The organism is Synergistaceae bacterium, assembly GCA_012521675.1.
GTDB lineage: Bacteria > Synergistota > Synergistia > Synergistales > Aminobacteriaceae > JAAYLU01.
Genome location: JAAYLU010000093.1, coordinates 1 through 23,651, shown reverse-complemented (window position 1 = coordinate 23,651; position 23,651 = coordinate 1). Strand labels below are relative to the sequence as shown.

The following is a 23,651-nucleotide window of genomic DNA, read 5'->3' as shown; positions in this document are numbered from 1 at the left end:
GATCAGCAGGGAGGCGAGCAGGAAGTACTCGGGGGAGAGGAGGTTGAGGCCGTAGTAGATCATGGTCGGCACCACTCCGCTCAAGATCCACGCACCGATGAGGCCTCCGACCGCAAGAAGGATGAGGACGGCCTGGAGAGCAACTGTTATGCCGTTGATCATTCCCTCTTCGACATCTCTCCATGGTTTTCCAACGTAGACGGCACCCATGACGGCCGTGAAGACCGCCGCAAGAAAGAGCGGGATGTGGGCCGAAAGGGCGAGTCCGAAGACGGCGCCTGACTCGAATTGAATGTCAAGCACTCCGTAGCTGATGATGGCCGCAACGACCAATAGCACCAGGAGAGCCTGGTTGAAAGTGGGGGTCCTTGGTGTTGTCTGTTCCATTGGCAATCCATCCTTTCGCAAAACGGGATTGCGTCTTCTGTACAACCGGATAAAGACGCTAGGGGTAATTATAATGGTTTATATTCTTATGTCCAATAAAAAAATGTGAATGAAAAATGGTTCAGGTCCGGGCCCCTGTTCGATCAACCCCCCCCCGGCGATTTTCGTCTACCTTTCGATGATCTGCGACAGAACCGCCGGATCCGAGCTCACGGGGAAACGTCGACCGAGGGACGCAGCCTCCGAGAGTAGTTTTTCCTCCGCCATATCCGCCATGACCCTGTCGCGGATCTCGTCGAAGGTGAAGGGTCGGGCGCGTTTGCGCTCGAGAGCCTCGAATATGTGGTACCCGTAGCCGGTCTCCACAGGCCCCGAGGGTTTTTGCAGCGAGGCCGAGAAAACGGCGGAACCAAGCGGCTCCGGCAGTTCGCCCATGCCCAGCCAACCAAGCTCTCCACCCCTTTTGGCAGTGGATTCGTCCGTGCTTGCCCCTGCCGCGACGACCGAGAAGTCCTCGCCCGCGAAGAGCCGGAGCAGCACCGTCCTGGCCTGCTCTTCAGTCCGGGTCAATATGTGCCTCGCCCTGACCATCTCCTTCTCTACGTATCTTTCGCGGTGTTCGTCGTAATAGGCCCTCAGCTGGCCTTCGGTGAAGGAGAGAGAGGGGGCCATGCTGCCTACGTATGCCTCGGCGAGGGTGTTTATCCTGCTCCACTTGATCTTCGCGGCCACTTCCGGATCCAGGTGAAGGCCGCGGATTATCGCGCCCTTGGAGAACAGGACGGCCCTGGCCACCTGCTCTATGAAGGCGCTCGTCTCCTCGGGAGTCATCTGCCCGGCCAACAGGGCCGCCGCGCTGCCTCCGCCTCCGGAGCCGAGCCCCAGAAGGTACAGGATTTCATCGACGGTCACAGTCTCGTCGTCCACGACCAGGACGGTCATATTATCCGATGCAAAGGCCGTGTTGATGAACGAGACGACGAAAAAGATCAGTACCACCGACAGCATGATATGGCGCTTTTCATTTTTCCACCCAGACATGATCACACCCCAGCCTTTCCATTGACGAGAGAGCGAGGCCGGCGCCTAACTGCGCGCCAGCGCTCGCTCGCACTCCTCCGACTTCTCCTCGCGAATGCCCGAGACCACGGTGAAAGAGACCTTGTCTCCCTCGAGCGACGCCTCCACCGTCATCTCCCTGAGAGCCCCGCGGGCGAGTATGAAGTCCGCCAGCGGGTCCTCTACAAGCGTCTGTATCATCCTTCTAAGTGGGCGGGCACCGTACTTGGGCTGGTAGCCCTTCACCCTCACCCTCTCCTTGACGTCTTCATCAACCGTCAGAATGACGCCCTGCCCGACAAGCCTGTCGCAGACGTCCTTGAACATTATGTCGACAATGGCCCTGATGCTCTCGCGGCCGAGAGGACGGAAGACTATGCTCTCGTCTATCCTGTTGAGGAACTCGGGGCGGAATGTCCGGTTCATCTCGTCCAGGATGCTCCCTTTCAGCCTGTCCCAGTCGAAGGGGTCGTCATCGCCCGCTCCGGAGAATCCCAGGGGGGTGCCCTTGGCCACGCTTTTGGCGCCGACATTGCTGGTCATCAGGACGACCGTGTTGCGGAAGTCCACCGTGCGGCCGTGCCCGTCCGTCAGCCTGCCGTCGTCGAGCAGCTGGAGCAGGATGTTGTAGATGTCTGGATGGGCCTTCTCTATCTCGTCGAAGAGCACGACCGAGTAGGGCCTCCTGCGGACGGCCTCTGTCAGTTTGCCCCCCTCCTCGTAGCCTATGTAGCCGGGAGGAGCGCCTATTAGCTTGGAAACCTCGTGCTTCTCCATGTACTCGCTCATGTCCAGGCGCACCATGGAGTCCTCCGTCCCGAAGAGGAAGGCCGCAAGCCTTCGCGCGAGCTCTGTCTTTCCGACCCCGGTCGGGCCGAGGAGCAGGAAGCTGCCTATTGGACGCCTTGGATCCTTCAGGCCGCTCCTGGCCCTGCGAATGGCCTTTGCCACAGAGGAGACCGCCTCGCTCTGGCCTACCAGCTTCCTCTCTATCTCGCGCTCCATCTCGAGGAGGCGGGCAGACTCCTCGCCGCCGATCTGAAACGCGGGAATCCCCGTCCACTCCGCCACGACCTCGGCGATATCATCCTTTGTGATGACCGGCTCGGCGTCCTCTCTCCCGGATCGCCACTCCCCTCGCCTTTCCTCCAGCAGCTCGAAGAAGGAGCGCTCCTCGTCCCTGAGCTCTGCCGCCTTCTCGAACTCCTGGGAGTCCACGGCGGCCTCCTTGGCACGCCTGATCTCCTCGAGGCGCTGCTCAAGCTCTTTAAGCTCGTCCGGGGGCTCCATGGCCTTTATCCTGGCCCTGGCTGCCGCCTCGTCGATGAGGTCTATTCCCTTGTCCGGCAGCCGCCTGTCCATTATGTAGCGAGCTGAGAGGCGTGCGGCCGCCTCAAGGGCATCGTCCATGATGCGGGCCTTGTGATGAGTCTCGTAACAGCCCCTGAGGCCCTCGAGGATCTTTATCGCATCGTCGACGGACGGCTCCTGGACGAGGACCGGCTGGAAACGGCGCTCCAGGGCGGCGTCCTTCTCTATGTACTTCCTGTACTCCTCGAGGGTGGTGGCGCCTATCACTTGGAACTCGCCCCTGGAGAGGCTGGGTTTCAGTATGTTGGCCGCGTCCACCGCACCCTCGGCACCACCTGCGCCGACGATCGTATGTATCTCGTCGATGAAGAGTATCGCGTCCTGTCCCTCGCTGAGTTCCTTGACGAGCTTTCTCATCCTGTCCTCGAACTCCCCGCGGTATTTCGTTCTGGCGATGAGGTTGCTCACGCTCAGCTGCATCACCTTTTTGCCCTTGAGGATCTCGGGGATGTCCCCCTCGGCAATCCTCTGGGCGAGGCCTTCGACTATGGCCGTCTTTCCGACGCCCGGCTCGCCGATCAGAATGGGATTGTTCTTCGTCCTCCTGGAGAGAATCTGCACTATCCTGCGGATCTCCTTGCTTCTTCCGATCACCGGGTCGAGCTCGCCGTTGTTGCAGCTCTCGCTCAAGTTCAGAGCTATCTGGTCCAACGTGGGGCTCTTGGAGCGCCCCCTCTGCCGGCCGCCGGCGATCGCCTCGGCACCCTTCGCCGTGCCGCTCTCTCTCTCCAGGTATTTCATCGTCTCCCTGACCATGAGGGAGTGGTCTATGCCAAACCCGAGAAGGGCCCGTGCCGCCGCGCTCTCCCCCTCCGCGAGGATGCCAAGCAGTATATGCTCCGTCCCCACGTAGTTGACCCCCATGTTGCGGGCCTCCCTGACTGAGAGGTCGAATACCCTTTTTGCCCTGGGACTGAGCTGCAGGTCGACGGGCTTCAGGATAGGATGAGTTCTCCCGACTACGCTCTCTATATGGGCTCGAAGGTCGGGCATGTGGATGCCCAACGACTCCAGCGCCCGAACTGCCACGCCTCCGCCCTCCGAGATGATCGCAAGCAGTAGATGCTCGGTTCCGACCACATCGTGCCCCAGGCGCAAGGCCTCCCTGTGGGCCAGTTGAATCGCTTTTCTACCTCGTTCTGTGAAAAAATGCCACATCGCAAACCATCCTTTGCAGTATCCCCTGCGGGACAGGGCGCATATCAGGCCAAGGCCAGGCTGCGAAGCATCCGCTTCAGCAGATCCGCCGCTATCACGCTTCGCCTGTAAGGCGATAGATCGAATTCACAGCTGTTGAGCTCGTCCGCATGCCGCATGGCTACCTCGATCAAAAGGCGCTCCCTGGCCTCGATCATGCCGCGCTCGTGCAGGGACGCCAAGACCTTGCGCGCTCCCTGCTCGGTAATTGCATCCCCGACTATCTCGTCTATGTGATTCACCCTGTCTCCGGGCATATCGTAGCATATCCTGACTATTCTAATATACCCATGCCCTCCTCTTTGACTCTCGACGATAAACCCTCGCTCCGGAGTGAAGCGGCTTCTGAGGACGTAGTTTATATGGCTTGGCACACAGCCGAAAAGCTCGGCCAGCTCCTTACGCCTCAATAAAACGGCGGATTCGTCCATCTCCTCGAAGAGGTTGTTGATATAGTTTTCGACGACTTTGGTCAAACTGGCCACGGTATCCCCCCTTTACACTCGACGCTCTGTCACCGCGCAGCGGCATGCACGAGGGCAGGACATTGCGCGACGATGCAATTTTACAACATAGGTCAGTAATAGTCAATCCGATAGGAGGCGAATAAAGTCAGGAATCGCGATTTCTTCCGAACCGGCTCTCCTCTCCCCTGGCCAGGCGCTTGATGTTGTCCTTGTGCCGCAGGGTGGCAAGAGCTGCGAGAGCCGACATCACGATGATCTGCGGAAGAGGAAGGGATAGAAGGAGGGCGAAGATGGGAAGGCACCACAGCGATGCCATCGATGCGAGGGAGACGTAGCCTTTCAGTTTCAAAAGAGCAAGCCACACGGCGCCGCCGGCAAGAGCCACGACGAACGAAATCCACGGGTTCATGAAAAAGACCACGCCGTAGGTCGTTGCGACTCCTTTTCCGCCGCGGAAGGAGAGCCAGACCGGGTAGTTGTGCCCCACCACCCCGGCGAACCCGGCCAGGGGGACGATCCAGGGATCTTCGACGGCCAGAAGCATCGCGCAGACCATGGGAAGGGCGCCCTTTAGCATGTCGATCACGGCCACGGCCTTCGCCCAACTATTGCCGAGGAGCCTTCCCACGTTTGTGGCGCCTGTTCCTCCCGATCCTATGGTCCTTATGTCGACTCTCTTTATGCACAGAGCGACCAAGTAGCCTGTCGGGAAGGATCCCGCCAGGTAGCCAAGCGATACCCACCAGAAGAGGTTCATCTCTTGTCCTCTCTCCTTTCAATGCACGAGCCCTGGCATCCAAGCATGATTATCCGGGTCAACCGCACCCTCCGTGTCTTTAGAAAAAGAAAGGGGAGGCCTCTCGGCACCTCCCCTGCGCAGACAAGAGACGAAAAGAGCGGGAATCCTACGCAATCCCCTTTATCCTGTCGGATCCGCGCTTCACGTTGAGCTCCACGAGATCCTTGTTCTGCAGCACGTCCCATTTGAGGTTGAGCACCAGAAGGAAGAGAGCCGAGTATCCATCGACCCTCCAGGATTGCGCCTCCCGCTCGAAGGCCTTGTAGACAGTTGCAATTTGCTCCCTGCCCTTCTCCTCCCGTTCCAGCGAGTCTATGAAACGCTGGAACTCGTCGGGCGAGTCCATCTCCGCGGCCCGGAGGATATCCCAGAGGTAGGAGAGACTCGTGTCCAGGTACTCGGCATCCGGCTTGAAGGCGGGGAAGCCGACCTCGGAGGCGATCTCCGCCCATTTATCGGGGATCTCCTCGTGTTCCTGGAAGTACTGGCGAAGGGCGGATCTGTCAAAGACTCTTTTGGCCGCAGGGGTCGGCGCAACTGTCACCACGGGCGGGGTCACTGGCATGGCGGACTCCCTGGCGGACTCCCAGAGGGTGTAATAACCCTCGTCCGCCTCTTCCAGCAGCGCCCCGACGCGGAACAGTTTTCTCTGCATTCGCCTCTTCGTGGAGGCATCGGTGGGAAGCATGAGCTTCGGGGTGTTGGCCGCCCAAGCCTCCTGGATGACCGTACGAACCTCGAGCGAGAACGGCAGGTCCTTGTACTTGCTCCACTCGCGCATGGAGGCGCGGGCCTGATTCAGGGAAAGAGTGTAATAGACCGCCGGGTAGCCAAAGCGGTCCGGGTCGTCCAACTTGGAGGAGGTCATCGAGCGCGACATGTCGACCAGAAACTCCTGGTGAATGACCTTCTCAACCTTCTCCACGTCCTCCGGAAAGTGAACCAGGACCTTTACGGAGCAGAGATCCGCGATGTCCGTCAGGGATGTCGGGGCAGCGTCCGCCTGAGGATCGAAGGATTGAAGAAAGTTCTCGGTGGGTTTGGCTTCTCCGGATACGCTGTACAACTGAATGCCGTCCTGCTCCACCAGGCTCTCCAGGAGGTTGCTGGCCCTGGTGGCAAACTCGCGGTAAAGAGAGTACTGCTGCATGTACTTCTTTCCCAATTCGTCAGCTTTCGTTGCATTCATCTACAAATCACCGCCCATTGTGATAAAGACATCTGACGCACCGCCGTTTGAATTTTGATAAGCGCAATCACCACGACGGTAATTTCCCTCGAAAAGGACAAGGGAGCTGTCGTTTGAACCTCGCTTTGTAATACTTAACATAAGTAAAGCACCAGCATTATATTACGCAATGCCTGCCTGCGCAAGGTGCGCCCGCCGGGTTCGATTACAAGCGCAGGTCGAGGCATGTGAACAATGTTCGATCGAGCGGCTTCGCTCAAAGGGAAGTATATAGCAATTCATCCCCGTTGAGAAGCCCCGCTCGCGGCCCGCTCATTCTCGCCAGAGCTCCCCGCCCGGTCCAAGGCCGACGGAGCGCCCGTGCATATATAGCGTCAATTCTTTTCAGCAGAGGAGCTCAAAGACTCAAGCGATCGCACAAAGCGAAGTGTTTCACCGGAAGCCCTCGCCGACGCGGCGTTCAAAAACTCGGCAGAGCGGATCTTCTCGCCTCTTGCGTACAGGGCATGGCCCAGAAGGGCCAGGTAAAGAGCCGTCTCGTTTTCCCTCTCGAAGGATAGAGCGGGGATCATTCCCGATTCCGTTTTTTGATTGTTCATCTGAATATAGCTTAAGACTAAATTCAGGTATGCGTCTTTTTCAGCGGGATTGATGCGCAAGGCCTCGAAGAGATACTCCTTGCCGGTTAGGACGCGTGCGATGGCATCGCCTCCGCTGCCCGCTACGACGAAGAGGGGCTCCGTTTCAACCGGGAAAGGGACGTTTCTGGCGTCTGGGGTCGGTATATCCTTCCAACGGGCGGATTCGAAGGGGGCCGATAGGAAGGCCGGGGGCTCCATCGATGGATCATGGGTCTTCGAGGAGAGCAGGAGGCGCCTCCAGTATGCGGTAAAAGCGGCCGGATAGTTGCCAAGACCTATGTGGGCAAAACCTAGATTGGACAGGGCCTCCGGGGATTCCCTGATTCGCAGCGCATCCGTGGCCTTCTCCACCGCCTTGGTGTACTCCCTGCTTACGTTGAACGAGCGGCTTTCCTGAGCGACTGAACCTCGGATGGCCCGACGTCCCGCGCGAGAGGAGGAGGAGGAGGCGACGGCTTCTTTCTCTCTTGTGTCGCAGGCAACTTGGTCACGGGCGTTTCGACCGTGACGGGTTTCTCGGGCCTGGCAGGCCTGTCGATCGGTGCCTGTTCTTTTTCCTTCTGCGGCTGCTCGGTCTTCACAGCAATTTTCGGCTGGTCCGCCGGTTTTTGAGCCTTGATCGCATCGACTGTCTCGCCAGGGGGCGTCGTCGGCACCAAGAGGTCGTCCTCCTTTTCAGCGACCAGGGCATCGTCGGTGATCTCGGTCTCCACGGGGCTCTCTTCGGTTGTATCCGCTGCATCCGCATGTTTTTCCTCTGCAGGGTCAGCGAGGGGCGATTCTTTCACGACGTCGTCCTCGGAGGAGGCCTTTTCCTGGTCGTCTGCGGCCAGGGGCTCTTTCTCCCCGGCCTCCAGGGAGGCAAGGCCTTCCATCGCCCCGGCGTCGTCGGGGTATTCGTCGAGTATCTCGAGGTAGGCAATCCTGGCGCCTGGCAGATCTCCCTTGGCGGCCTTGGACTCGGCCAAGCCGAGCATGGCTCTTTTCTCCCGGGGTACCAGGTCCAATGCACGGGTGAAGTGGGCCTCGGCGTCGTCATACTCCTTCGCCACCAGCGACGCGATGCCCATGACCAGCTGTTGTTCGGCCATCGTGTCCTGCAGGCGCAGCTCTTCTTCCCTGGCATCTATCTCCCGTTGCAACCTGGACCGGGCCTCTTCGTAATCCTTTCGGTCCGGCTCGATCTGGTGGGCCTTTGCAAAGGCCTCGGAGGCCTTTTCGATCTCCCCCTTCGCCTCGTAGACTGTGCCGAGGCCGAAGTAGGGGGAGGCCTCCCCGGGATCCAGCCCTATGCTCTCCTGGAAGCTTTTATGCGCCTTGTCCAGGGACCCCAGGCTGAAAAAGAGCTCTCCCAGGTGGGAATGAATCTCTGCACTATCTGGGGTGGCCTGGAGGCAGCCGTACCAGGCGTCGACAGCCTCGCCTTTTCGGTCGAGCGCTTCAAGAGCCAGGGCCTTTCTCCTTAAAGACTCTACCTGGAGCGGCGATTTGCCGGAGGCCTTGTCGTAGTTCAACAGAGCCTCTTCGTACTGTTCTTCCTGGAAGGCGCTGTCCGCGCGGGCCAGCAGTTCTTCGTAGGACTCGCCCGGGAGGAAAAAGAGACCCGCGACGATCGCGATTGTCGCGACCAGCAAGAATGCCAAGGATTTCTTTTTGCCGACGGGGCCCTCGTCCGCGGCTAAGAGTCTCTTTTCAGGCTCCTTCGAGGAAACGGGGACGGGGTACAAGGGCCGGGCTGGAATTGTAAAAGCCGAGACAGGCTTTTCCTTCTCGAACAGAATCTCTTCTACCTGCTCGTATTGTCGCTCGTCGGGCCAGGCCTCGTCCGGCTGTAGCTCCTCGGGCCGGGTGGCCTGCTCCGGGGGCAGCTCCCGCTCGGGTTCTGATCCGGGGATCGCAGGCACTTCCTCCTCGGCGACCGTGACCTCTTCCGGGCGCTGCTCGTCATCTGCAGCCGTATCGGGATAGTCAGCGGCGTCTTCAAATATCTCCAATTCGGTCTCGGGGGCGAGGGGTGTCTCAAGCTCTTTGCCAGGAGAATCGGGCTGGACGATATCTTCCGGAAGGGGGCCCGGCTCGGGCGACTCCTCCTGGAGAGGCGCAACTGGGACGGAATCATCCGGAAGGACCACCACGGCAACAGGCAATCCCAGGAGTTCAGCCTGGGACGCTCCGAAGGGTCTGTCGCCCGAATATTCTTGTTCGGTGGAGGGAAGGACGCCATCCCTCAACCAGCTCACCCAATCCATTGTCATGCCATTCACCCCTCAAAAAGTACAGCCGTCATTAGAGTGTACCAAAAGAAAAGCATCTGTGGCAATGGAGCGATCATTCATTCTGGATTTCCTCCGACGAAGGGCATGGGACAAAACCCGGGTTTGCCTCGTAAAACAGGGGTTCTGCACCGTTCTGGAAGAATGAGCACTATCCGTTCGAGCGGGACTCGCCACTTCGTCAAAGATGAAACACAGGCAATAGTACCGCTTAACAGCCTGCTTTGCAACAGCTTCGAGGAGACACGAAAAACCCTCCCCCATATGGGAGAGGGCTCTGCTATCATGGTGCGGAGGGGGAGACTCGAACTCCCACAGCCTTGCAGCCACAAGGTCCTTAGCCTTGCGCGTCTACCCGTTCCGCCACCCCCGCGCAACGACGGATATTATAAGCGGGCGTCCTCTCAAAGTCAATAGTTGGTCCAGGTTTTACCTTCTCTCCTTGATTCGGGCGGATTTTCCTATCCTGTCACGCAGGTAGTAGAGTTTAGCCCGTCTTACCTTGCCCAGGCGCTTGACCTCGATCTGGCTTATGGACGGGCAGTGCAAAGGGAATATCCTCTCGACCCCCACGCCGCTCGAGATCTTGCGCACCGTGAAGGTCTCGCTCAGACCGCCGTGCTTGCGCGCGATCACGACACCCTCGAACACCTGGATACGCTCCCTGGCGCCCTCTTTTACCTTGACGTGGACGCGCACCGTGTCCCCGGAGCGGAAGTCGGGCACGTCCTCCCTGATAAACCTCTTCTCCACTAGATTCAAGACATCCATTCATAACCCTCCTTAGTACATAAAAAACCTGTTTAAGCAGCATCGCCGGGCGTCATGGCCGGCTTAATAACCCAGCGCAGTCTCATCGCCATCCGAAGAAACGGTCCAAGACAGTCCCTGCGGCGGTCCTGACGGAGAGATGGTTGAAGCCGTCCATACCTCCGGACAGGGGCGAGAGGCATATCGTGCAGAGAGACAGGACCTCCTCGTGAAGTCCGGAGCCTGTGCCGAAGATGAAAAGAACCGGTCTGCCCTCCCTCAGCACCCGCCTCTTGGCCTCAAGCCAGTGAAACGAGCCGGGAGTATCTTTTGCACTTGTGCCGATAAGGGTCGGTGCCAGCTTCTCTCTTTTAGTCACCCACTCCAGTGCTCTCTCCACCGAGGACACGGTCTTTATCAGCCTCATCGCCTCGCTCCTCTCCGGGCTGACGGCCGCCCCGCCTCCCTCCGTCCAGTGGCGGCGCATCGTCTGCACGAGCTCCCTCTGGCTGGCGAGCGGGGTGACCACGAAAAACCGATCCACACCGTAGGTCCTGCACGACCTCGCTATATCGGAAAGGTCCAGCCCGGTCACGGCGGTAGTGCTCCTCTCTCCCCGGCGGTCGAGCACCGGATGGTGCACCAGGGCCACGTACACACCCGCCGGGAGATAGGGCCTGATATTGGCCCGTGCTACCAGATCGGGCCTGCGCAAGATTGTGCGTTCTGCGGCATCGTCCCTTCTCCACCTTTCAATCTCCGCTGCATCCCCTGACAGGAGCACAGAGGGCGTCTCCATCCCGCTCCATTCGGAGGGGCGGGTGAAATGAGAGTGGTCGAGCATTCCTCGGTAGAAGGAGTCCTCCTCGACGGACGACTCGCGCCCGACGACTCCGGGAACGAGCCTGGCCACTGCGTCGACCATCGCCATTGCGGGGATCTCTCCTCCCGTAAGGACGAAGTCCCCGAGCGAGATTTCCCTGTGGACATGCTTGGCGATGAAACGCTCGTCGATCCCCTCGTACCTGCCGCATACGATCACGACATGCTCCTGCGCCGCCAAAGTCTCCACGACCTCCTGGGACAGCAGGTCCCCCTGTGGCGAGGGGCACACCACGTACCCTTTCCCCTCGAAGGGTGCCCGGGCTGAGTGCAGCGCGCTCTCCAGCACTTCGGGCAGCAGGACCATTCCACCTCCGCCTCCGAAGGTGTAGTCGTCCATCTGCCTGTAGTTGCCCAGGCCGAAGTCTCTAAGGTCCGTAAGGCTCACGCGCAGAAGGCCCTTGTCGATGGCCTTGCCTATCACGCCTGTCTCCAGAAACCTCTCGAAAAAATTCGGAAATGCCGTGATTATTGTTACATGCACTACTCCCACAGCCCCTCGATGAGAGAGATGCGCATCAGGCTCTTTTCAAGATCCACCTCGGCTATGAACTGCCTTACCGCCGGAATATAGCGATCCACGCCCGATTCGTCGCGGATTACGTACAGGTCCGCGCCTCCGGGCCTGAGGACGTCCACAACCTTGCCCAGGATCTCTCCGTCCTCGTGCCTCACGGCAGTCATCCCCTTGAGATCGTCGAGCCAGTACTCCCCTTCCTCAAGGGGAACCCTCTCCTCCAGGGGCACTTCTATGAAGGCCCCCTTGAGAGGTGCCGCGTCCTCGATCCTGCGGATCTCCACGGCCTGGAGGAGCACGGTCTTCCGTCCCTCCGAGAAACGAGCCGACTCGACCGTCAACTCGCGGAGAAAGCCGCCGGCCTCGCCGTAGATCGAGACCCGATTCATGGAGGTGAACCTGTCGGGATAATCAGTCAAGGGGAATATCTTCAACACCCCCTTCAGACCGTGGGTTCCAATGATCCGGCCTATGCGGACCCTACTCATCCTCTACGATATCCACGTCGACCCTGTCGTTGACCTTGACGGCCGCGGCCTTTGCGACAAGCCTGATCGCATTGATGGTCGCGCCCTTCTTTCCGATGACCCTGCCTATGTCGCTCGTGGCGACTCGTATCGTTATCGCTGCGACGCCCCTGTCGTCGATGTTCTCGGTCACGCTGACCTCCTCGGGCTGCAGCACCAGGCGCCTGACGATATATTCAACCAGTTCTCTGTAGTCCGGCATGACTATTCCACCTTCTTCTTGCCGGCCTCGAATTTCTCCCAAACGCCGGCTTTTCTCAGTATGCTCCTGGCCGTGTCGGAGGGCGTCGCCCCCACTGTCAGCCAGTGCATGGCCCTGTCCTCGTCGACCTTGATCGCCGCAGGATCCTTCATGGGATCGTAGGTCCCCAGCTGCTCGATGTAACGACCGTCCCTGGGCGAGCGGGAGTCGGCCACCACCAATCGATAAAAGGGGGCCTTCTTCCGCCCGTGTCGGGCGAGTCGAATACGTACCGCCATAGTCAAAACACCTCCCGGGTAATATAGGTGGTTCGGGCGCTTCTCCCGTATCCCACCATCGAAAATTTAAAAACGAAAACCCCCGCCCCCGAAGAGGCCCTTCGGCAGTTTGAAGCCCTTGCCCTGTTTGCCGAACTGCTTCCAAAGCTTCTTCATCTGCCCGTACTGGGCCAGAAGCTGGTTCACCATCTGGACGGAGGTCCCCGAGCCGGTCGCGATCCTTCGCCTTCGGCTTCCCTTGATGATAGCGGGGTTCTTTCGCTCGGCGGGCGTCATCGACTGGATTATCGCCTTCATCCTCCTGAGCTGCCCGGAGTCGACCTCGTCCGCGGCCCCCTTCATCCTGCCGATGCCCGGGATCATCTCCAGCACCTTGTCAAGTGGTCCCATCTTCTCTATCTGCTCGAACTGGACCAGGAGATCCTCCAGGGTGAACTTCTTTTTCAGAGTCCCGGCGATCTTCTCCGCATCGCCTGACTCGGCCATCTCTCTGATCTTCTCGGCAAGGCCGACCACGTCGCCCATTCCGAGAATTCTCTGGGCCATCCTCTTCGCGTCGAAGACCTCGAGGGCATCGGTACCCTCCCCGACGCCTGCGAATTTTATCGGCACCCCGGTGGCCTTCCTGATGGCCAAGGCGGCGCCGCCCCTGGCATCTCCGTCGAGCTTCGAGAGCACGACACCCGTGATGTTCAGCTTCTCATGGAAGGCGGAGGCGACCTTGACCGCCTCCTGGCCCGTCATCGCGTCGACGACAAGCAGTATCTCAGTGGGAGGTGCCGCGTCCTTCATGGCGGTCAGCTCGTTCATGAGCTCCTCGTCCGCGTGCAGACGCCCGGCCGTGTCCAGGAGGATTACGTCGTTGAGATGACCGGCGGCATAATCGAGCGCTCCCTTGATGACCGCGATGACGTTCTTCTCTCCCTGCTCGGGCCCGTAAAAGGCTATCTTGGACTGGGCGGCGAGCACCCTGAGCTGCTCCACCGCAGCAGGCCTCCTGAGATCGCACGCCACCACGAGCGGCCTGTGAGCCCCGGTCAGCCTCCTGGCAAGCTTCACTGTGCTGGTCGTCTTTCCGCCGCCCTGAAGTCCAACCATCAGGTAGACCGTCGGTGGCCTGGGTGAGATGACCAGGGGCGCCGGCTCCGTTCCCATGAGCCCGGCCAGCTCCTCATAGACTATGGTTGCGACTTGCTGACCCGGGGTGATGGACTCGAGGACGTCCTTCCCCACCGCTCGTTCCCTGATCGCCTCCAGGAGGGCCCTAACCACCTTGTAGTCGACGTCGGCCTCCAGCAGGCTTCGGCGCACGTCCCTCAGGGCGAGGTCGACGTCCTCCGCGGTGAGCTTGCCTCGCCCTTTGAGCCTGTCGAAAATAGCCTCGAAACGCTCGCGAAGAGAATCAAACATCCCTCTCACCCCTCAGTCTCGTCGGATCATCCAGCAGGCTGCGAAGGGCGCTAATCTCCGCCTCCAAAGACGCCTCCCTGGAGTGAAAACCCAGCAGCCCCTCGAGCTCATCGAGCCTCTCGCGGCTTCGCCCGATGAGATCGGATACGCCCTGGCGGCTGATGCCGAGTTTCTCGGCGACCTCGGCCAGGGAGAGATCCTCGAACTCGTGAAGCTCCCACGCCTCCCTCTGCTTCTCCGTGAGAAGCGGGGAGTACAGGTCGTACAGGTCGTGTCTATACACTTTTCTGCCCAGTTTCTCCTCCAGGCGCAACTTGCTCATATCCTTGCCTCCCTTGAAACCCGGACATTATAAGACGACCGCCACGGGCTGTCAAGGGATATCACTTGACACCAAGGCTATCGAAAGTCCGTTTCGTCCAATTGATGCTATCATGGGACGACCATCATGCGGAGAGAACCGCATTCGGAGGCGAGATTGATGACAGGTCCGTTCGACAAAGCGAGGCGGGAACACAGGGACCGACTGGGCAGAACCCTGGCCGCCAGGTTCGAGAAGAGGGGATTCCGTGCGGCTTATGTCCCGACCAGGGAGGAGGCCCTTCAGGAGGTCCTCGCGATCATCCCGGAGGGAGCGTCTGTCGGGGTTCCCGGCAGCGTCACCATAAGGGAGATAGGCGCCATGGAGGCGCTCGCTGAGAGAGGGTGCGAGGTCATACACCACTGGGACCCCTCGCTCTCCCCGGAGGAGAGGCGGGACGCGCTTCAACGCGAGCTGCTTGCCGACTACTACCTGACGAGCTCCAACGCGATAACCCTGGACGGAATGTTCGTCAACATCGACGGCAACGGGAACAGGGTCAGCGGCATGGCATGGGGAAAGAACGTCCTGATCTTCGTGGTGGGGCTCAACAAGGTGGCGAACAGCCTTGACGACGCGATCGCGAGGACCCGTAACATTGCGACCCCGCCGAACGCGCTTCGACTGAACCTGCAGACTCCCTGCGTGAGCACGGGTGCCTGCGTGGACTGTGACTCCCCCGACAGGGTCTGCAACGCCCTCCTCGTGCTCGAGAGGGCCACCGGAGGCAGGACCTCGCACGTCGTCCTGGTAGGCGAAGACCTCGGCTTCTGAGACAAGCTGGATGCCTTGGTTTTTCCGGGCTTATGTCCCCAGGGGAGAAAGGAGGTCTTAAGATGGCAGGTCGAGGAAAGACGGCGCTCGTGATCGCGGGCGGACAGATCGGAGTGAAGTTCAGCGAACAGCAGGATGCGTGGCAGTCCGCGCTCGCACCGGAGGAGATTTTGGGGTGGCTTCCGGCCGATGTAGCCGAGAAGGTGTTCGCAATAGACTGGAGCCGGCAGCCGAGCAGTCACTACAGCATCAGGATGATAGCCGACCTGGTGCAGGTGCTGGCCAAATGCGTGGTCGACGGTGCGGAGGGCGTGGTAGTCACGTGCGGAACCGACGCCCTGGAGGAGATGGCCTACCTCGCCGATCTCTACTGGGCCTACCCTCAGCCGCTGATCTTCACGGCCTCGAAGTACCCCCCCGACTTCACCGGCTCGGACGCGAGACTCAACCTGGTCCAGGCGGTGCGGGCGTCCTTGTCGAAGGAGTGCTGGGGGCTGGGTGCCCTGGTCTGCGTTCAGGAGCAGCTGTTCGCAGCGTCCGAGATAACCGAGACAGCGAACCAGAGAAAGGAGGCCTTCTCCTCGCCCGGAAGGGGGCCTGTCGCGCAGTTCGTCGGCGACAGGATCGACCTCCTCAGGCAGCACAAGAGGACGAATGCGCTGGAGGGCGCCATGAATCCGGTGAAGGGGGTCGAGCTGCTCTATGTTACGGTCGGCGCGGGAGAGAGGCTTCTGGAGTCTCTTTCGTCGCAGGAGGGAGATGAGCTCGACGGAATCGTGATCGCAGGGCTGGGAAACGGTCACATACCTCCGTCATGGATACCGCGGGTGAAAAAACTTCTGAAGGACGATGTCCCGGTGGTAATAACCACCAGGTGTCCGCACGGACACACGCTTGAGTCGCCCTGCTCCTTCGAGGGAAGCATAACACGCCTATTCGAGATGGGAGCGATCGACGGAGGCGCGCTGCGACCGGCCCAGGCGAGGCTTAAGCTGGCTGCGGGGCTTGGAGCGGGGCTTGAGGGTACCGACCTTCAGCGCTACCTAGTCGAGGAATAGGCCCTCTGTCGGAAAGGGGATTTCGATGGATCGTCAGAGGCCCCTGCATCCGAAAAGGCCGAGTTGAACGGGGCGGCGCCTCAATTGCGGCGCCGCCCTCGTCTACTTCTTCAAGGAACACCTTCTTCCCCCCGTCAACCGCAGCAGATCCTCCGGGGAGACGGGAAAAAAGGAGTGATCCGTTCCTGCCGCAGCCCAGACCCTCTTGTGCTGAAACAGGTCCTCGTCGAGGAGGGCCTGCGGGGCCTCGGGGTAGCCGACGGGCGGGACGCCTCCAATCTGAAACCCCGACCACTTCAGCACGTAGTCCGGGTCTGCCATCCTGACCTTTCTTGCTCCCATCTCGCTCCGCACTTTCTTTACGTCCATCTTGTTGACCCCGGACATGAGCGCAAGGACCGGCACGTCGTCCACGAGCAGCACCAGGCTCTTGAGGATCTCCTCCTCCCGGGCGCCTACCACCCGGGACGCATCCTCGACGGTGAATATCGTGTCGTCCGAGTAGGTTATCCGGACGGCATGCCCTCTCTCCTCCAAAAATTCTCGCACTTTCATCACGGGATCGCGGTCCTCGTTTCGGGGCCGCCCCCTGTCCTCATCAGTATGCATATCATGTCCTCCCCCTATTCATCGACTAAAGGTTTATTCTGCCGCAGAAACCCCAGCAGCGTTTCAACGGCCTTAGTCGCAATCGAAGCGTGAGTGAGGTAAAAGACCCTGTCGAGCGCGGGTCTGAACGGTATCGTCACCAGTCCCCCGTTATGCGCCACGGCCAACCGGGACACGACCGCGCCATCTCCGCCGCTTTTAACGGCTTCGACTACGGCGCTTACATGCCCGAATTTCAGATTAACGTGTTTGCTCTCGCCGGTGCGGGCCTTGAAGGCATCCTCCCAGATGCGGGACGTGGAGGATCCGATCACCCTTCCGACGAGGTTCATCCCCTCGAGGTCGTGTAAAACGACATATTCCCTGCCGGCAAAAGGATGTTGCGACGACACGAGCAGCACGAGCTCGTCGCTTGCGAAGGGGATGGAGGTATATCCCGAGGCGTGGCGGGGCTGTCCCGTTATAGATAGGTCCGACTCCTTGATTACCAGCTTCTCCACCGCCTCGCGCGAGTCGGATATGTTGACTTCCACCTCTATGTTGGGGAAGGACCGCCGGAATTCGACCAGCAGGGCGGGCAGGATATAACCGCCTGGTATGGAGCTTGCGCTGATCCTGACCGTTCCGGAGACGTCCTCGGACAGGTCGGAGAAACTGCGCTTTATGTCGAAGAGCTGGGACAGAATCTTCCTGGCGAACTTGTAAAGGATCTCCCCCTCCTCCGTTAGGACAGAGCACCTCTGGCTTCTTGCAAACAGCTTCACGCCCATCTCTCTTTCAAGCTTGGCTATGTGCTTGCTGACGGCCGGTTGCGATATCCCGAGCGAGGCGGCGGCACCTGAGATGCTGCCCTTTTCCATCACCTCCACCAGGCTCTGAAGCTCGCGAAAATCCAAAGCGAACACCTCCTGCGACTAACTATAACCGTTTCATATTATAATCCATAATTATTGCGAATCGGAAAGCAGGTTCAGGGTTCAGAGGCAGCCTCTTGCACTTACTGTAATCATGTATATAATTATATTTATCAGTTGAAAACAAGCGAGGAGGATCTGGCATGACTCTTGGAACGAGGATAAGGACGCTCCGCAAGTCTTTGGGGCTCACTCAACAGGGGCTCGCCGACAAGACCAAGGTGAGCAGGATCTACATCCAAGCGCTCGAGAGCGGAAGAAGAACGCCGTCGATGAAGCTTCTTGCGCGCCTTGCGGAATCCCTGGAGGTGGAGATGCAGGACCTCGTCAAAAGCCTGTCTTCGTCCAGCTCCGGCAGAGTGCACCTGGAAGAGGTCTTCCAGGCGCCCCCCACCACCGAGATCTGGTACAGGCGCAAAAAGCTCGAGCCGAGAGAGCTCCGCTTCGTTCAGAGTTTGGTCGACGCCGCTGTCTCCCGATGGGAGGAAGAGGACGCCGAAAAAGATCAGTAGGAGCGGACGGACAACATGAGCTACAGAGCCGTGAGGACGGACATCGAGTTCGACTTCCCGAAAGCCCCCGATTTCCTGCCTGACTGGGCGATCCGCGAGGGAGGCGAGTGGGCCGGACTGGACGAGTTCTCGATACTTGTCAAGGCCGAGTATCGCACGGGGAAGACCCTGGAGCTGGAGTACCGGCCTCTTCCCGCGGAAGCGTGGGGGGTTCACGTGGTGCGCGGACGCAGGGGTCTCATCCTGGTCAACAATCTTCTGCCCCCCTTTTGGAGGCGTTTCGCTCTCTTTCACGAGCTCTACCACCTGCTGGAGCACAATGGGGGCGAAGAGGCCTGGACCCGCACCGCCACGCCAATGTCAAGCTTCGAACACCAGGCCGACCTCTTCGCCTGGGGCGCCATGAGCAGGGAGTGGGTCGGCTGCTGGGATCATGAATCTCCATGAGTGCCCGTTCCCTTCCACCCCACCCCTTCTTTCTTCCGATGGTCTCGTGCCCGCGCCGTTGCGTCTACTGCGATCAGAGCGGGATAACGGGAATCTCCGAGGCACCTTCGCCTGCCGAGGTCGAGAGCGTCTTGGCAGACCTCGTCGAACCTCGTGAGGTCTGTTTTTTCGGTGGCAGCTTCACCTGCTTCTCCGAGGATCTGCGCAAGGCCTACATGGACTCGGTGAAAGCGGCCCCTGAGGGGAGCGTCTTTCGCCTCTCCACCCACCCTCTCTGCATATCCGGGACCATCCTCGACGAACTCTCCCATCGACCGGTCTCGATGGTCGAGATCGGTGTCTCCTCGCTCGACGACTCCGTCCTGGCCGCCTGCAACAGGGGGTACACAGGAGAACACGCCCTGTCCGTCATGGTGGCGATCCTCGAGAGGGGACTGCCTCTTGGAGTCCAGCTTATGATCGGCCTTCCAGGGCAGAGCCCAGGAAGCGAGCTGGGCGACCTTGAGCGGATCGCCTCTTTGCGCAAGGAGGAGGCATCTCCCGGCATCACGCTTAGGCTCTATCCATGCCTGGTCCTTGAAGGGACTCGCCTTGCCCTGATGACGAAACGGGGCGAATACGAGCCGCTTTCGCTCGAGGAGGCCGTTTCACGCGCAGGAGAGGTCCTGTACAAGGCCCGCAGACTCGGGCTTGCTGTCCAGAGAGTTGGTCTGCACGAGACGGAGAGCCTGTCGAGGAGCGTGATCGCAGGGCCGCACCACCCAGCCTTCGGGGAGATGGCCGGTTCGGTCGCCCTGGTGAAGACCCTGCTCGAAACCTCGCCCGAAGGCCCCTGGAAGGTGGATGAAAGGAGGATGTCCTTCCTGCTTGGTCACGGGAGATTTGGACTTCGGCTCCTGTCGCGGTCCACCGGGATACCCTTGCCCCGACTAAGGGAAAGGATCATCTTCTGCAAGGCGCTATGACAATTGACGGCCGGCCCTCTAGAGACTAAACTTAAGTCAATAATTCATACGTGAGTGCAAGCTTGTTTCGGAGGTGTCGCTTTTGATGAACAGCGCAAAACTACAGGCTCTGCTTCGCAACAATATCGAGTCCCTGCCCAACAAGGCGCGCAGGGTGGTGGAATACCTCCTGGCGAACACCAGGGAGGCGGCCTTCCTGTCGATAGGCGAAGTGGCCGAGAAGCTCGACGTGTCCAAGGCCCAGCTGGTGAGAGTGGCTCGCCTGGTGGGCTTTGACGGCTATGCCTCCTTGAGGCAGGCGCTCAAGGACAGCGTGCTGGAACAGATTAACCCCGCCGCTCGTCACAGTCGGGCGATGAAGCTCGGGAAGGGGACACCGGAGGAGATCCTGAAGCTGGAACACGCCAATCTGGACGACACCTGGAAGCAGCTTCGCCCCGAGAAGATCGTCTCCTTCTGCGAGCAGGCCGAGAAGGCGCGGATGGTGTACTGCATGGGCTGGGGGATCTCCTCGATAATCGCCGAGTCCCTCTTCACGAGATTCGTGGAATTGGGCATACGAAGCGTCCTGATGAAGAGGGGATCGCTGGCGTTGATCGAACAGGCCCGGGCAGTGACTGCGGGCGACCTGGTGATCGTCTGCGAGCTGCCGAGCTACGTCATAGAGGTCACGAAGTCGGTAGAGAGGGCGGCGTCAAGCGGCGCCTCGATAATCACGATCACGGACAGCCCGGCCGCCCCCGTATGCCGCCACTCGACCCTTTCATTCTACGTCAGCGATACCACCCCCACCTTCGGAAGCAGCCTGGTGGCCCCCATCTTCCTCGTTCATATTCTCACGTCGGCACTTGCGTCCAGCCTGGGGGAGTCGGGCCGGGACGCGCTGCAGGACCAGAAGATGGGCCTGTACGACGAACAGATCTACCACCCTGCGTTCGGACTGCGCTATTAAATCCTCCTCGCCGACCTGTCCACAGCCCGGCTGCCTGCCGTAAAAAGGGGCTAGAGGGTCAGAGTCTCACCCGGTTTGATCACCCGGACCTCCGCCTTGCCCGCTACCGCCTTTATGAACTCGCTCGGGTCCGCCGCTATCACCGGGAACGTGTCGTAGTGCATCGGCACCACTATCTCGGGGCGAATGAAATCCACGGCCTTCGCGGCATCGTTGACGTCCATCGTGTAGTTGCCGCCTATCGGCAGAAGCGCTACCTTGACGTTCTCCGAGGAGAGGAGCTGCATGTCCATCGTGAGCCCCGTGTCGCCCGCATGGTAGATGGTCTCCCCGTCGACCTCTAACAGGAATCCGCATGGATTGCCACCCGGGAGGAGTCCGTCCTCCGTCTCGATATCCGACCCGTGGAGAGCGGGCGTCATCTTTACCCTTCCGAAGGGAAAAGCATACGATCCGCCGATGTGCATGGAATGACACTTAACACCCCTGCCCTCCAGGTAGGTGCAGATCTCGTGATTGGCGATCACCGTCGCGCCCGTCCTGAGGGCCAGCGGCTCGGCATCGCCCAGGTGGTCTCCGTGTCCGTGGGTCACCAGGATGTAATCGACGTCGGCTATGTCCTCGCTCTTGACGGCCGCGGCAGGATTGCCCGTGATGAACGGGTCGATCAGGATCGAGGCCCTCTCTCCCGTCACCTCGAAGGCGGAGTGCCCTAGAAAACGCAGTTTCGCCATTTTTACCCCTCCTTTTTTGTAAAGGGCCCCTGCACAGAGCACGGGGCCCCTGTAACGTCTACTCTTCCGCTCCGTCCTCCTCCCTGGCCGGGCTGACAGGAACGGTCATTATATGAAGCTCCTCAAGCTGGTCCTTCGACACGGGCGACGGCGCCCCCGACATCAGGCACTGAGCCTTCTGAGTCTTGGGGAAGGCCATCACGTCGCGGATGGACGAGGCGCCCGCAAGCAGCATCGCCAGCCTGTCGAGGCCGATCGCAATTCCACCGTGCGGCGGCGTGCCCATGGACAGAGCGTCGAGCAGGAAGCCGAATCGCTGCCTTGCAGTCTCGTGCGAGAAGGCCATGCACGAGAAGACCTTCTCCTGCAGCTGCGGATCATGAATCCTTATGGATCCGCCCCCGAGCTCGTTTCCGTTCAGCACGCAGTCGTAGGCCCTCGAGCGAGCCTCTCCCGGGCTGGAGTCTAGCAGGGAGATGTCCTCCGTCATGGGGGATGTGAAGGGGTGATGCACGGAGCTCCATCTGCCCTCGTCATCGTCCCATTCGAACATGGGAAAGTCCGTCACCCACAAGAACTCCCACGCATCCTTGGCTACCAGGCCGCGCTCCCTTGCGAGCTCCAGCCTCAGGACGCCAAGCACCTCGGATACCTCGCACCAGTCGAGCCCGGCCATTATGAACAGGGCGTCGCCATCTCCGATGGCGCCCGAGTCGGTAAGAAGTGATAGCCCCTCGTCGTCGATGAACTTGACCAACGGACCCTTCAGAGCCCCGTTCTTGATCTGAAGGGGAGAGAGGGCCCTGGCACCCAGCTTCTTTGCCTTCTCCTCGACCTCGGAGAGCCCCTTCCTCGAGAGGTCGGCGCCGCCCGGCAGGGGAAGGCCCCGGATTACACCCCCGCCCGCCAGCACCTCGCGAAAAGGCTCGAAGGAGCTGTTCTTGAAGACCGGCGCAAGATCGACGATCTCCACCGGGATGCGCAGATCCGGCTTGTCGCTGCCGTACCGGTCCATCGCCTCCCTGTAGGTCATGCGCCTGAAGGGGGTCGGTATCTCGCGTCCTATAGTCTCCAGGAACAGACCGTGAAGATACTCCTCCACCAAGTCGAATACGTCCTGCTCGACCAGGTAGCTCATCTCTATGTCTATCTGGGTGAACTCCGGTTGCCTGTCCGCCCTCAGGTCCTCGTCGCGGAAGCACTTCACTATCTGGAAGTACCTGTCGAACCCGCTGATCATCAGTATCTGCTTGAAGATCTGAGGCGACTGAGGCAGGGCGTAGAAGGCGCCCGGGTTCACCCTGCTCGGCGACAGGTAGTCCCTGGCGCCCTCGGGGGTCGACAGAGTGAGCATCGGGGTCTCGATCTCGAGAAACCCCCTGTCGGAAAGGAAGTTCCTCGTGTGCATCGCGATCCTGTGTCGCAATCGAAGGTTGTTCTGCATCCTGTCCCGCCTCAGGTCCAGGTATCTGTGGCGGAGGCGAAGATTCTCCTCCACCCTGTCCGTCATCTCCCCCACCTCGAATGGGAGAGGCGCTGCCGGCGACAGACGTATGAAGTCAGACGCCGTTATCTCCCAATCTCCCGTCTTCATCGACTGGTTGGAAGTGCCCTCCGGGCGCTCCCGCACCCTTCCCTTGACCGCTATCACGAACTCGCTGCGAAGCTCCTTTGCACGTTCGTGGACATCGCTCACAAGCTCCGGGTTGAAGACGACCTGGACGATCCCAGTGTGATCCCAAAGGTCGATGAATATAAGCCCTCCGAGGTCCCTCCTGCGCCTCACCCATCCGTTGACGACCACTGGGACCTCTGATCCCTTCTCCCCGGCGACGCCGCCGCAGTAGGCGGTCCTCCGCCATTCCATGTCGAAATATCGCTGCTCGCCTGCCATTGAATGCTCCCTCCGGAAGTCCTCTAGACTTACTTTTCAGCTCTTCAGCAAGCGAGGACTGATCGATCTCCCTCTGCTCCGCCGTCGCCATGTCCTTCACAGTGGCGGTTCCGTTCTGCCGCTCGCTCTCCCCTATGATGCACGCATACCTGGCCCCGCGCGACGAGGCGGCCTTCATCTGCGCCTTCATGCTCCGCCCCCCGAGATCCGTCTCTGCAGACAGCCCGCTTCTCCTGAGCGCCTCGGCGACCCTCAGGACGTCCGTCCTGAAGGAATCCCGCTGCGCCACCACGAACGCGTCGAGCGGAGGCAGATCCCCGAAGGAGCATCCCTGTTGCTCCATGACCATGATTATCCGATCCACCCCGGCGGCGAATCCTACCGCAGGGATGTGAGGGCCCCCTATCGCCTCCGCCAGGTTGTCGTACCGGCCCCCTCCGCAGACGGCGTTCTGCGACCCGAGTTCGCCGGAGAGGATCTCG

The 23,651-nt window shown here is 60.2% G+C and carries 25 protein-coding genes and 1 tRNA gene; 6 read left to right on the top strand and 20 right to left on the bottom strand.

The genetic code is table 11. The features are described from left to right. The 16 genes from GX181_08895 to GX181_08820 all read right to left on the bottom strand — a co-directional run. Window positions 1–387 (bottom strand): sodium:proton antiporter (locus tag GX181_08895; protein ID NLM72056.1); only part of this gene is annotated, 387 nt, incomplete at its 3' end. A gap of 168 nt (window positions 388–555) precedes the next feature. Then, the gene (locus tag GX181_08890) at window positions 556–1,428 is read right to left on the bottom strand and encodes a hypothetical protein (protein NLM72055.1); all 873 of its coding nucleotides are present in this window, start codon (window positions 1,426–1,428) and stop codon (window positions 556–558) included. A 45-nt stretch (window positions 1,429–1,473) separates the two neighbouring features. Further along, window positions 1,474–3,975, bottom strand: a complete 2,502-nt coding sequence (locus GX181_08885) for an ATP-dependent Clp protease ATP-binding subunit (protein ID NLM72054.1) — start codon at window positions 3,973–3,975, stop codon at window positions 1,474–1,476. Between the two features lie 44 nt (window positions 3,976–4,019). Continuing rightward, window positions 4,020–4,499: a CtsR family transcriptional regulator gene (locus tag GX181_08880; GenBank protein NLM72053.1), complete on the bottom strand. Its 480-nt coding sequence runs from the start codon at window positions 4,497–4,499 to the stop codon at window positions 4,020–4,022. 127 nt (window positions 4,500–4,626) lie between these two features. Further along, complete coding sequence (gene plsY / locus GX181_08875; protein NLM72052.1) at window positions 4,627–5,238, bottom strand: glycerol-3-phosphate 1-O-acyltransferase PlsY; 612 nt, start codon at window positions 5,236–5,238, stop codon at window positions 4,627–4,629. Window positions 5,239–5,386: 148 nt separating this feature from the next. Next, the gene (locus GX181_08870; protein ID NLM72051.1) at window positions 5,387–6,469 is read right to left on the bottom strand and encodes a RelA/SpoT domain-containing protein; all 1,083 of its coding nucleotides are present in this window, start codon (window positions 6,467–6,469) and stop codon (window positions 5,387–5,389) included. A 374-nt stretch (window positions 6,470–6,843) separates the two neighbouring features. Beyond that, complete coding sequence (locus GX181_08865; protein NLM72050.1) at window positions 6,844–7,461, bottom strand: hypothetical protein; 618 nt, start codon at window positions 7,459–7,461, stop codon at window positions 6,844–6,846. A gap of 20 nt (window positions 7,462–7,481) precedes the next feature. Then, window positions 7,482–9,365: a tetratricopeptide repeat protein gene (locus tag GX181_08860; protein ID NLM72049.1), complete on the bottom strand. Its 1,884-nt coding sequence runs from the start codon at window positions 9,363–9,365 to the stop codon at window positions 7,482–7,484. 304 nt (window positions 9,366–9,669) lie between these two features. Then, window positions 9,670–9,756, bottom strand: a tRNA-Leu gene (locus tag GX181_08855). Between the two features lie 56 nt (window positions 9,757–9,812). After that, entirely contained in the window at window positions 9,813–10,154 is a 342-nt protein-coding gene (rplS, locus tag GX181_08850) for a 50S ribosomal protein L19 (protein NLM72048.1), read from the bottom strand. An 82-nt stretch (window positions 10,155–10,236) separates the two neighbouring features. Next, window positions 10,237–11,499 (bottom strand): tRNA (guanosine(37)-N1)-methyltransferase TrmD, encoded by a 1,263-nt coding sequence (trmD, locus tag GX181_08845; protein ID NLM72047.1) that lies wholly within the window; start codon window positions 11,497–11,499, stop codon window positions 10,237–10,239. After that, complete coding sequence (rimM, locus tag GX181_08840; protein ID NLM72046.1) at window positions 11,499–12,020, bottom strand: 16S rRNA processing protein RimM; 522 nt, start codon at window positions 12,018–12,020, stop codon at window positions 11,499–11,501. Before rimM ends, trmD begins: the two co-directional genes overlap by 1 nt. Continuing rightward, window positions 12,013–12,261 carry a KH domain-containing protein gene (locus GX181_08835; GenBank protein ID NLM72045.1) on the bottom strand — a complete coding sequence of 83 codons (249 nt, stop codon included), beginning with the start codon at window positions 12,259–12,261 and terminating at the stop codon, window positions 12,013–12,015. Before GX181_08835 ends, rimM begins: the two co-directional genes overlap by 8 nt. A gap of 2 nt (window positions 12,262–12,263) precedes the next feature. Then, window positions 12,264–12,539, bottom strand: coding sequence for a 30S ribosomal protein S16 (gene rpsP / locus GX181_08830; GenBank protein NLM72044.1), 276 nt, complete (start codon window positions 12,537–12,539; stop codon window positions 12,264–12,266). A 66-nt stretch (window positions 12,540–12,605) separates the two neighbouring features. Continuing rightward, window positions 12,606–13,949 carry a signal recognition particle protein gene (gene ffh, locus GX181_08825; GenBank protein NLM72043.1) on the bottom strand — a complete coding sequence of 448 codons (1,344 nt, stop codon included), beginning with the start codon at window positions 13,947–13,949 and terminating at the stop codon, window positions 12,606–12,608. After that, complete coding sequence (locus GX181_08820; GenBank protein NLM72042.1) at window positions 13,942–14,271, bottom strand: DNA-binding protein; 330 nt, start codon at window positions 14,269–14,271, stop codon at window positions 13,942–13,944. Before GX181_08820 ends, ffh begins: the two co-directional genes overlap by 8 nt. Window positions 14,272–14,430: 159 nt before the next feature. Between GX181_08820 and GX181_08815 the strand changes: the two genes are divergently transcribed. Then, window positions 14,431–15,084 (top strand): lactate utilization protein, encoded by a 654-nt coding sequence (locus tag GX181_08815; GenBank protein ID NLM72041.1) that lies wholly within the window; start codon window positions 14,431–14,433, stop codon window positions 15,082–15,084. A gap of 62 nt (window positions 15,085–15,146) precedes the next feature. Further along, window positions 15,147–16,142, top strand: a complete 996-nt coding sequence (locus GX181_08810; GenBank protein NLM72040.1) for an asparaginase — start codon at window positions 15,147–15,149, stop codon at window positions 16,140–16,142. 102 nt (window positions 16,143–16,244) lie between these two features. Here GX181_08810 and GX181_08805 read toward each other — a convergent pair whose 3' ends face one another. Together GX181_08805 and GX181_08800 are read right to left on the bottom strand one after the other, a co-directional pair. Continuing rightward, the gene (locus tag GX181_08805) at window positions 16,245–16,751 is read right to left on the bottom strand and encodes a YbaK/EbsC family protein (GenBank protein ID NLM72039.1); all 507 of its coding nucleotides are present in this window, start codon (window positions 16,749–16,751) and stop codon (window positions 16,245–16,247) included. Window positions 16,752–16,765: 14 nt separating this feature from the next. After that, window positions 16,766–17,647, bottom strand: coding sequence for a LysR family transcriptional regulator (locus tag GX181_08800; GenBank protein ID NLM72038.1), 882 nt, complete (start codon window positions 17,645–17,647; stop codon window positions 16,766–16,768). Window positions 17,648–17,808: 161 nt separating this feature from the next. On the opposite strand from GX181_08800, the gene GX181_08795 reads away from it, so the two are divergent. The 4 genes from GX181_08795 to GX181_08780 all read left to right on the top strand — a co-directional run bounded on the left by GX181_08795 (window position 17,809) and on the right by GX181_08780 (window position 20,541). Further along, a complete protein-coding gene (locus tag GX181_08795; GenBank protein NLM72037.1) occupies window positions 17,809–18,177 on the top strand; it encodes a helix-turn-helix transcriptional regulator in 369 nt (122 codons plus the stop codon). A 15-nt stretch (window positions 18,178–18,192) separates the two neighbouring features. Continuing rightward, complete coding sequence (locus GX181_08790) at window positions 18,193–18,624, top strand: ImmA/IrrE family metallo-endopeptidase (GenBank protein ID NLM72036.1); 432 nt, start codon at window positions 18,193–18,195, stop codon at window positions 18,622–18,624. Beyond that, window positions 18,621–19,589, top strand: coding sequence for a radical SAM protein (locus GX181_08785; GenBank protein ID NLM72035.1), 969 nt, complete (start codon window positions 18,621–18,623; stop codon window positions 19,587–19,589). Before GX181_08790 ends, GX181_08785 begins: the two co-directional genes overlap by 4 nt. Window positions 19,590–19,674: 85 nt before the next feature. Next, the gene (locus tag GX181_08780) at window positions 19,675–20,541 is read left to right on the top strand and encodes a MurR/RpiR family transcriptional regulator (GenBank protein NLM72034.1); all 867 of its coding nucleotides are present in this window, start codon (window positions 19,675–19,677) and stop codon (window positions 20,539–20,541) included. Between the two features lie 50 nt (window positions 20,542–20,591). On the opposite strand, the gene GX181_08775 is transcribed toward GX181_08780, so the two are convergent. Both GX181_08775 and GX181_08770 read right to left on the bottom strand, forming a co-directional pair. Beyond that, a complete protein-coding gene (locus GX181_08775) occupies window positions 20,592–21,275 on the bottom strand; it encodes a metal-dependent hydrolase (GenBank protein NLM72033.1) in 684 nt (227 codons plus the stop codon). Window positions 21,276–22,834: 1,559 nt separating this feature from the next. Next, a partial coding sequence (locus tag GX181_08770; protein NLM72032.1) for a hypothetical protein occupies window positions 22,835–23,651 on the bottom strand: 817 nt, incomplete at its 5' end.

Bases quoted from the DNA above. Each gene is read 5' to 3' on its own strand.
- GX181_08860 (NLM72049.1), bottom strand. From the start codon at position 9,365: ATGACAATGGATTGGGTGAGCTGGTTGAGGGATGGCGTCCTTCCCTCC.
- GX181_08775 (NLM72033.1), bottom strand. From the start codon at position 21,275: ATGGCGAAACTGCGTTTTCTAGGGCACTCCGCCTTCGAGGTGACGGGA.
- GX181_08795 (NLM72037.1), top strand. From the start codon at position 17,809: ATGACTCTTGGAACGAGGATAAGGACGCTCCGCAAGTCTTTGGGGCTC.
- GX181_08810 (NLM72040.1), top strand. From the start codon at position 15,147: ATGGCAGGTCGAGGAAAGACGGCGCTCGTGATCGCGGGCGGACAGATC.
- GX181_08790 (NLM72036.1), top strand. From the start codon at position 18,193: ATGAGCTACAGAGCCGTGAGGACGGACATCGAGTTCGACTTCCCGAAA.
- rplS (NLM72048.1), bottom strand. From the start codon at position 10,154: ATGGATGTCTTGAATCTAGTGGAGAAGAGGTTTATCAGGGAGGACGTG.
- GX181_08805 (NLM72039.1), bottom strand. From the start codon at position 16,751: ATGCATACTGATGAGGACAGGGGGCGGCCCCGAAACGAGGACCGCGAT.
- GX181_08820 (NLM72042.1), bottom strand. From the start codon at position 14,271: ATGAGCAAGTTGCGCCTGGAGGAGAAACTGGGCAGAAAAGTGTATAGA.
- GX181_08780 (NLM72034.1), top strand. From the start codon at position 19,675: ATGAACAGCGCAAAACTACAGGCTCTGCTTCGCAACAATATCGAGTCC.
- rpsP (NLM72044.1), bottom strand. From the start codon at position 12,539: ATGGCGGTACGTATTCGACTCGCCCGACACGGGCGGAAGAAGGCCCCC.
- GX181_08885 (NLM72054.1), bottom strand. From the start codon at position 3,975: ATGTGGCATTTTTTCACAGAACGAGGTAGAAAAGCGATTCAACTGGCC.
- rimM (NLM72046.1), bottom strand. From the start codon at position 12,020: ATGAGTAGGGTCCGCATAGGCCGGATCATTGGAACCCACGGTCTGAAG.
- GX181_08835 (NLM72045.1), bottom strand. From the start codon at position 12,261: ATGCCGGACTACAGAGAACTGGTTGAATATATCGTCAGGCGCCTGGTG.
- GX181_08870 (NLM72051.1), bottom strand. From the start codon at position 6,469: ATGAATGCAACGAAAGCTGACGAATTGGGAAAGAAGTACATGCAGCAG.
- GX181_08815 (NLM72041.1), top strand. From the start codon at position 14,431: ATGACAGGTCCGTTCGACAAAGCGAGGCGGGAACACAGGGACCGACTG.
- GX181_08890 (NLM72055.1), bottom strand. From the start codon at position 1,428: ATGTCTGGGTGGAAAAATGAAAAGCGCCATATCATGCTGTCGGTGGTA.
- ffh (NLM72043.1), bottom strand. From the start codon at position 13,949: ATGTTTGATTCTCTTCGCGAGCGTTTCGAGGCTATTTTCGACAGGCTC.
- GX181_08785 (NLM72035.1), top strand. From the start codon at position 18,621: ATGAGTGCCCGTTCCCTTCCACCCCACCCCTTCTTTCTTCCGATGGTC.
- plsY (NLM72052.1), bottom strand. From the start codon at position 5,238: ATGAACCTCTTCTGGTGGGTATCGCTTGGCTACCTGGCGGGATCCTTC.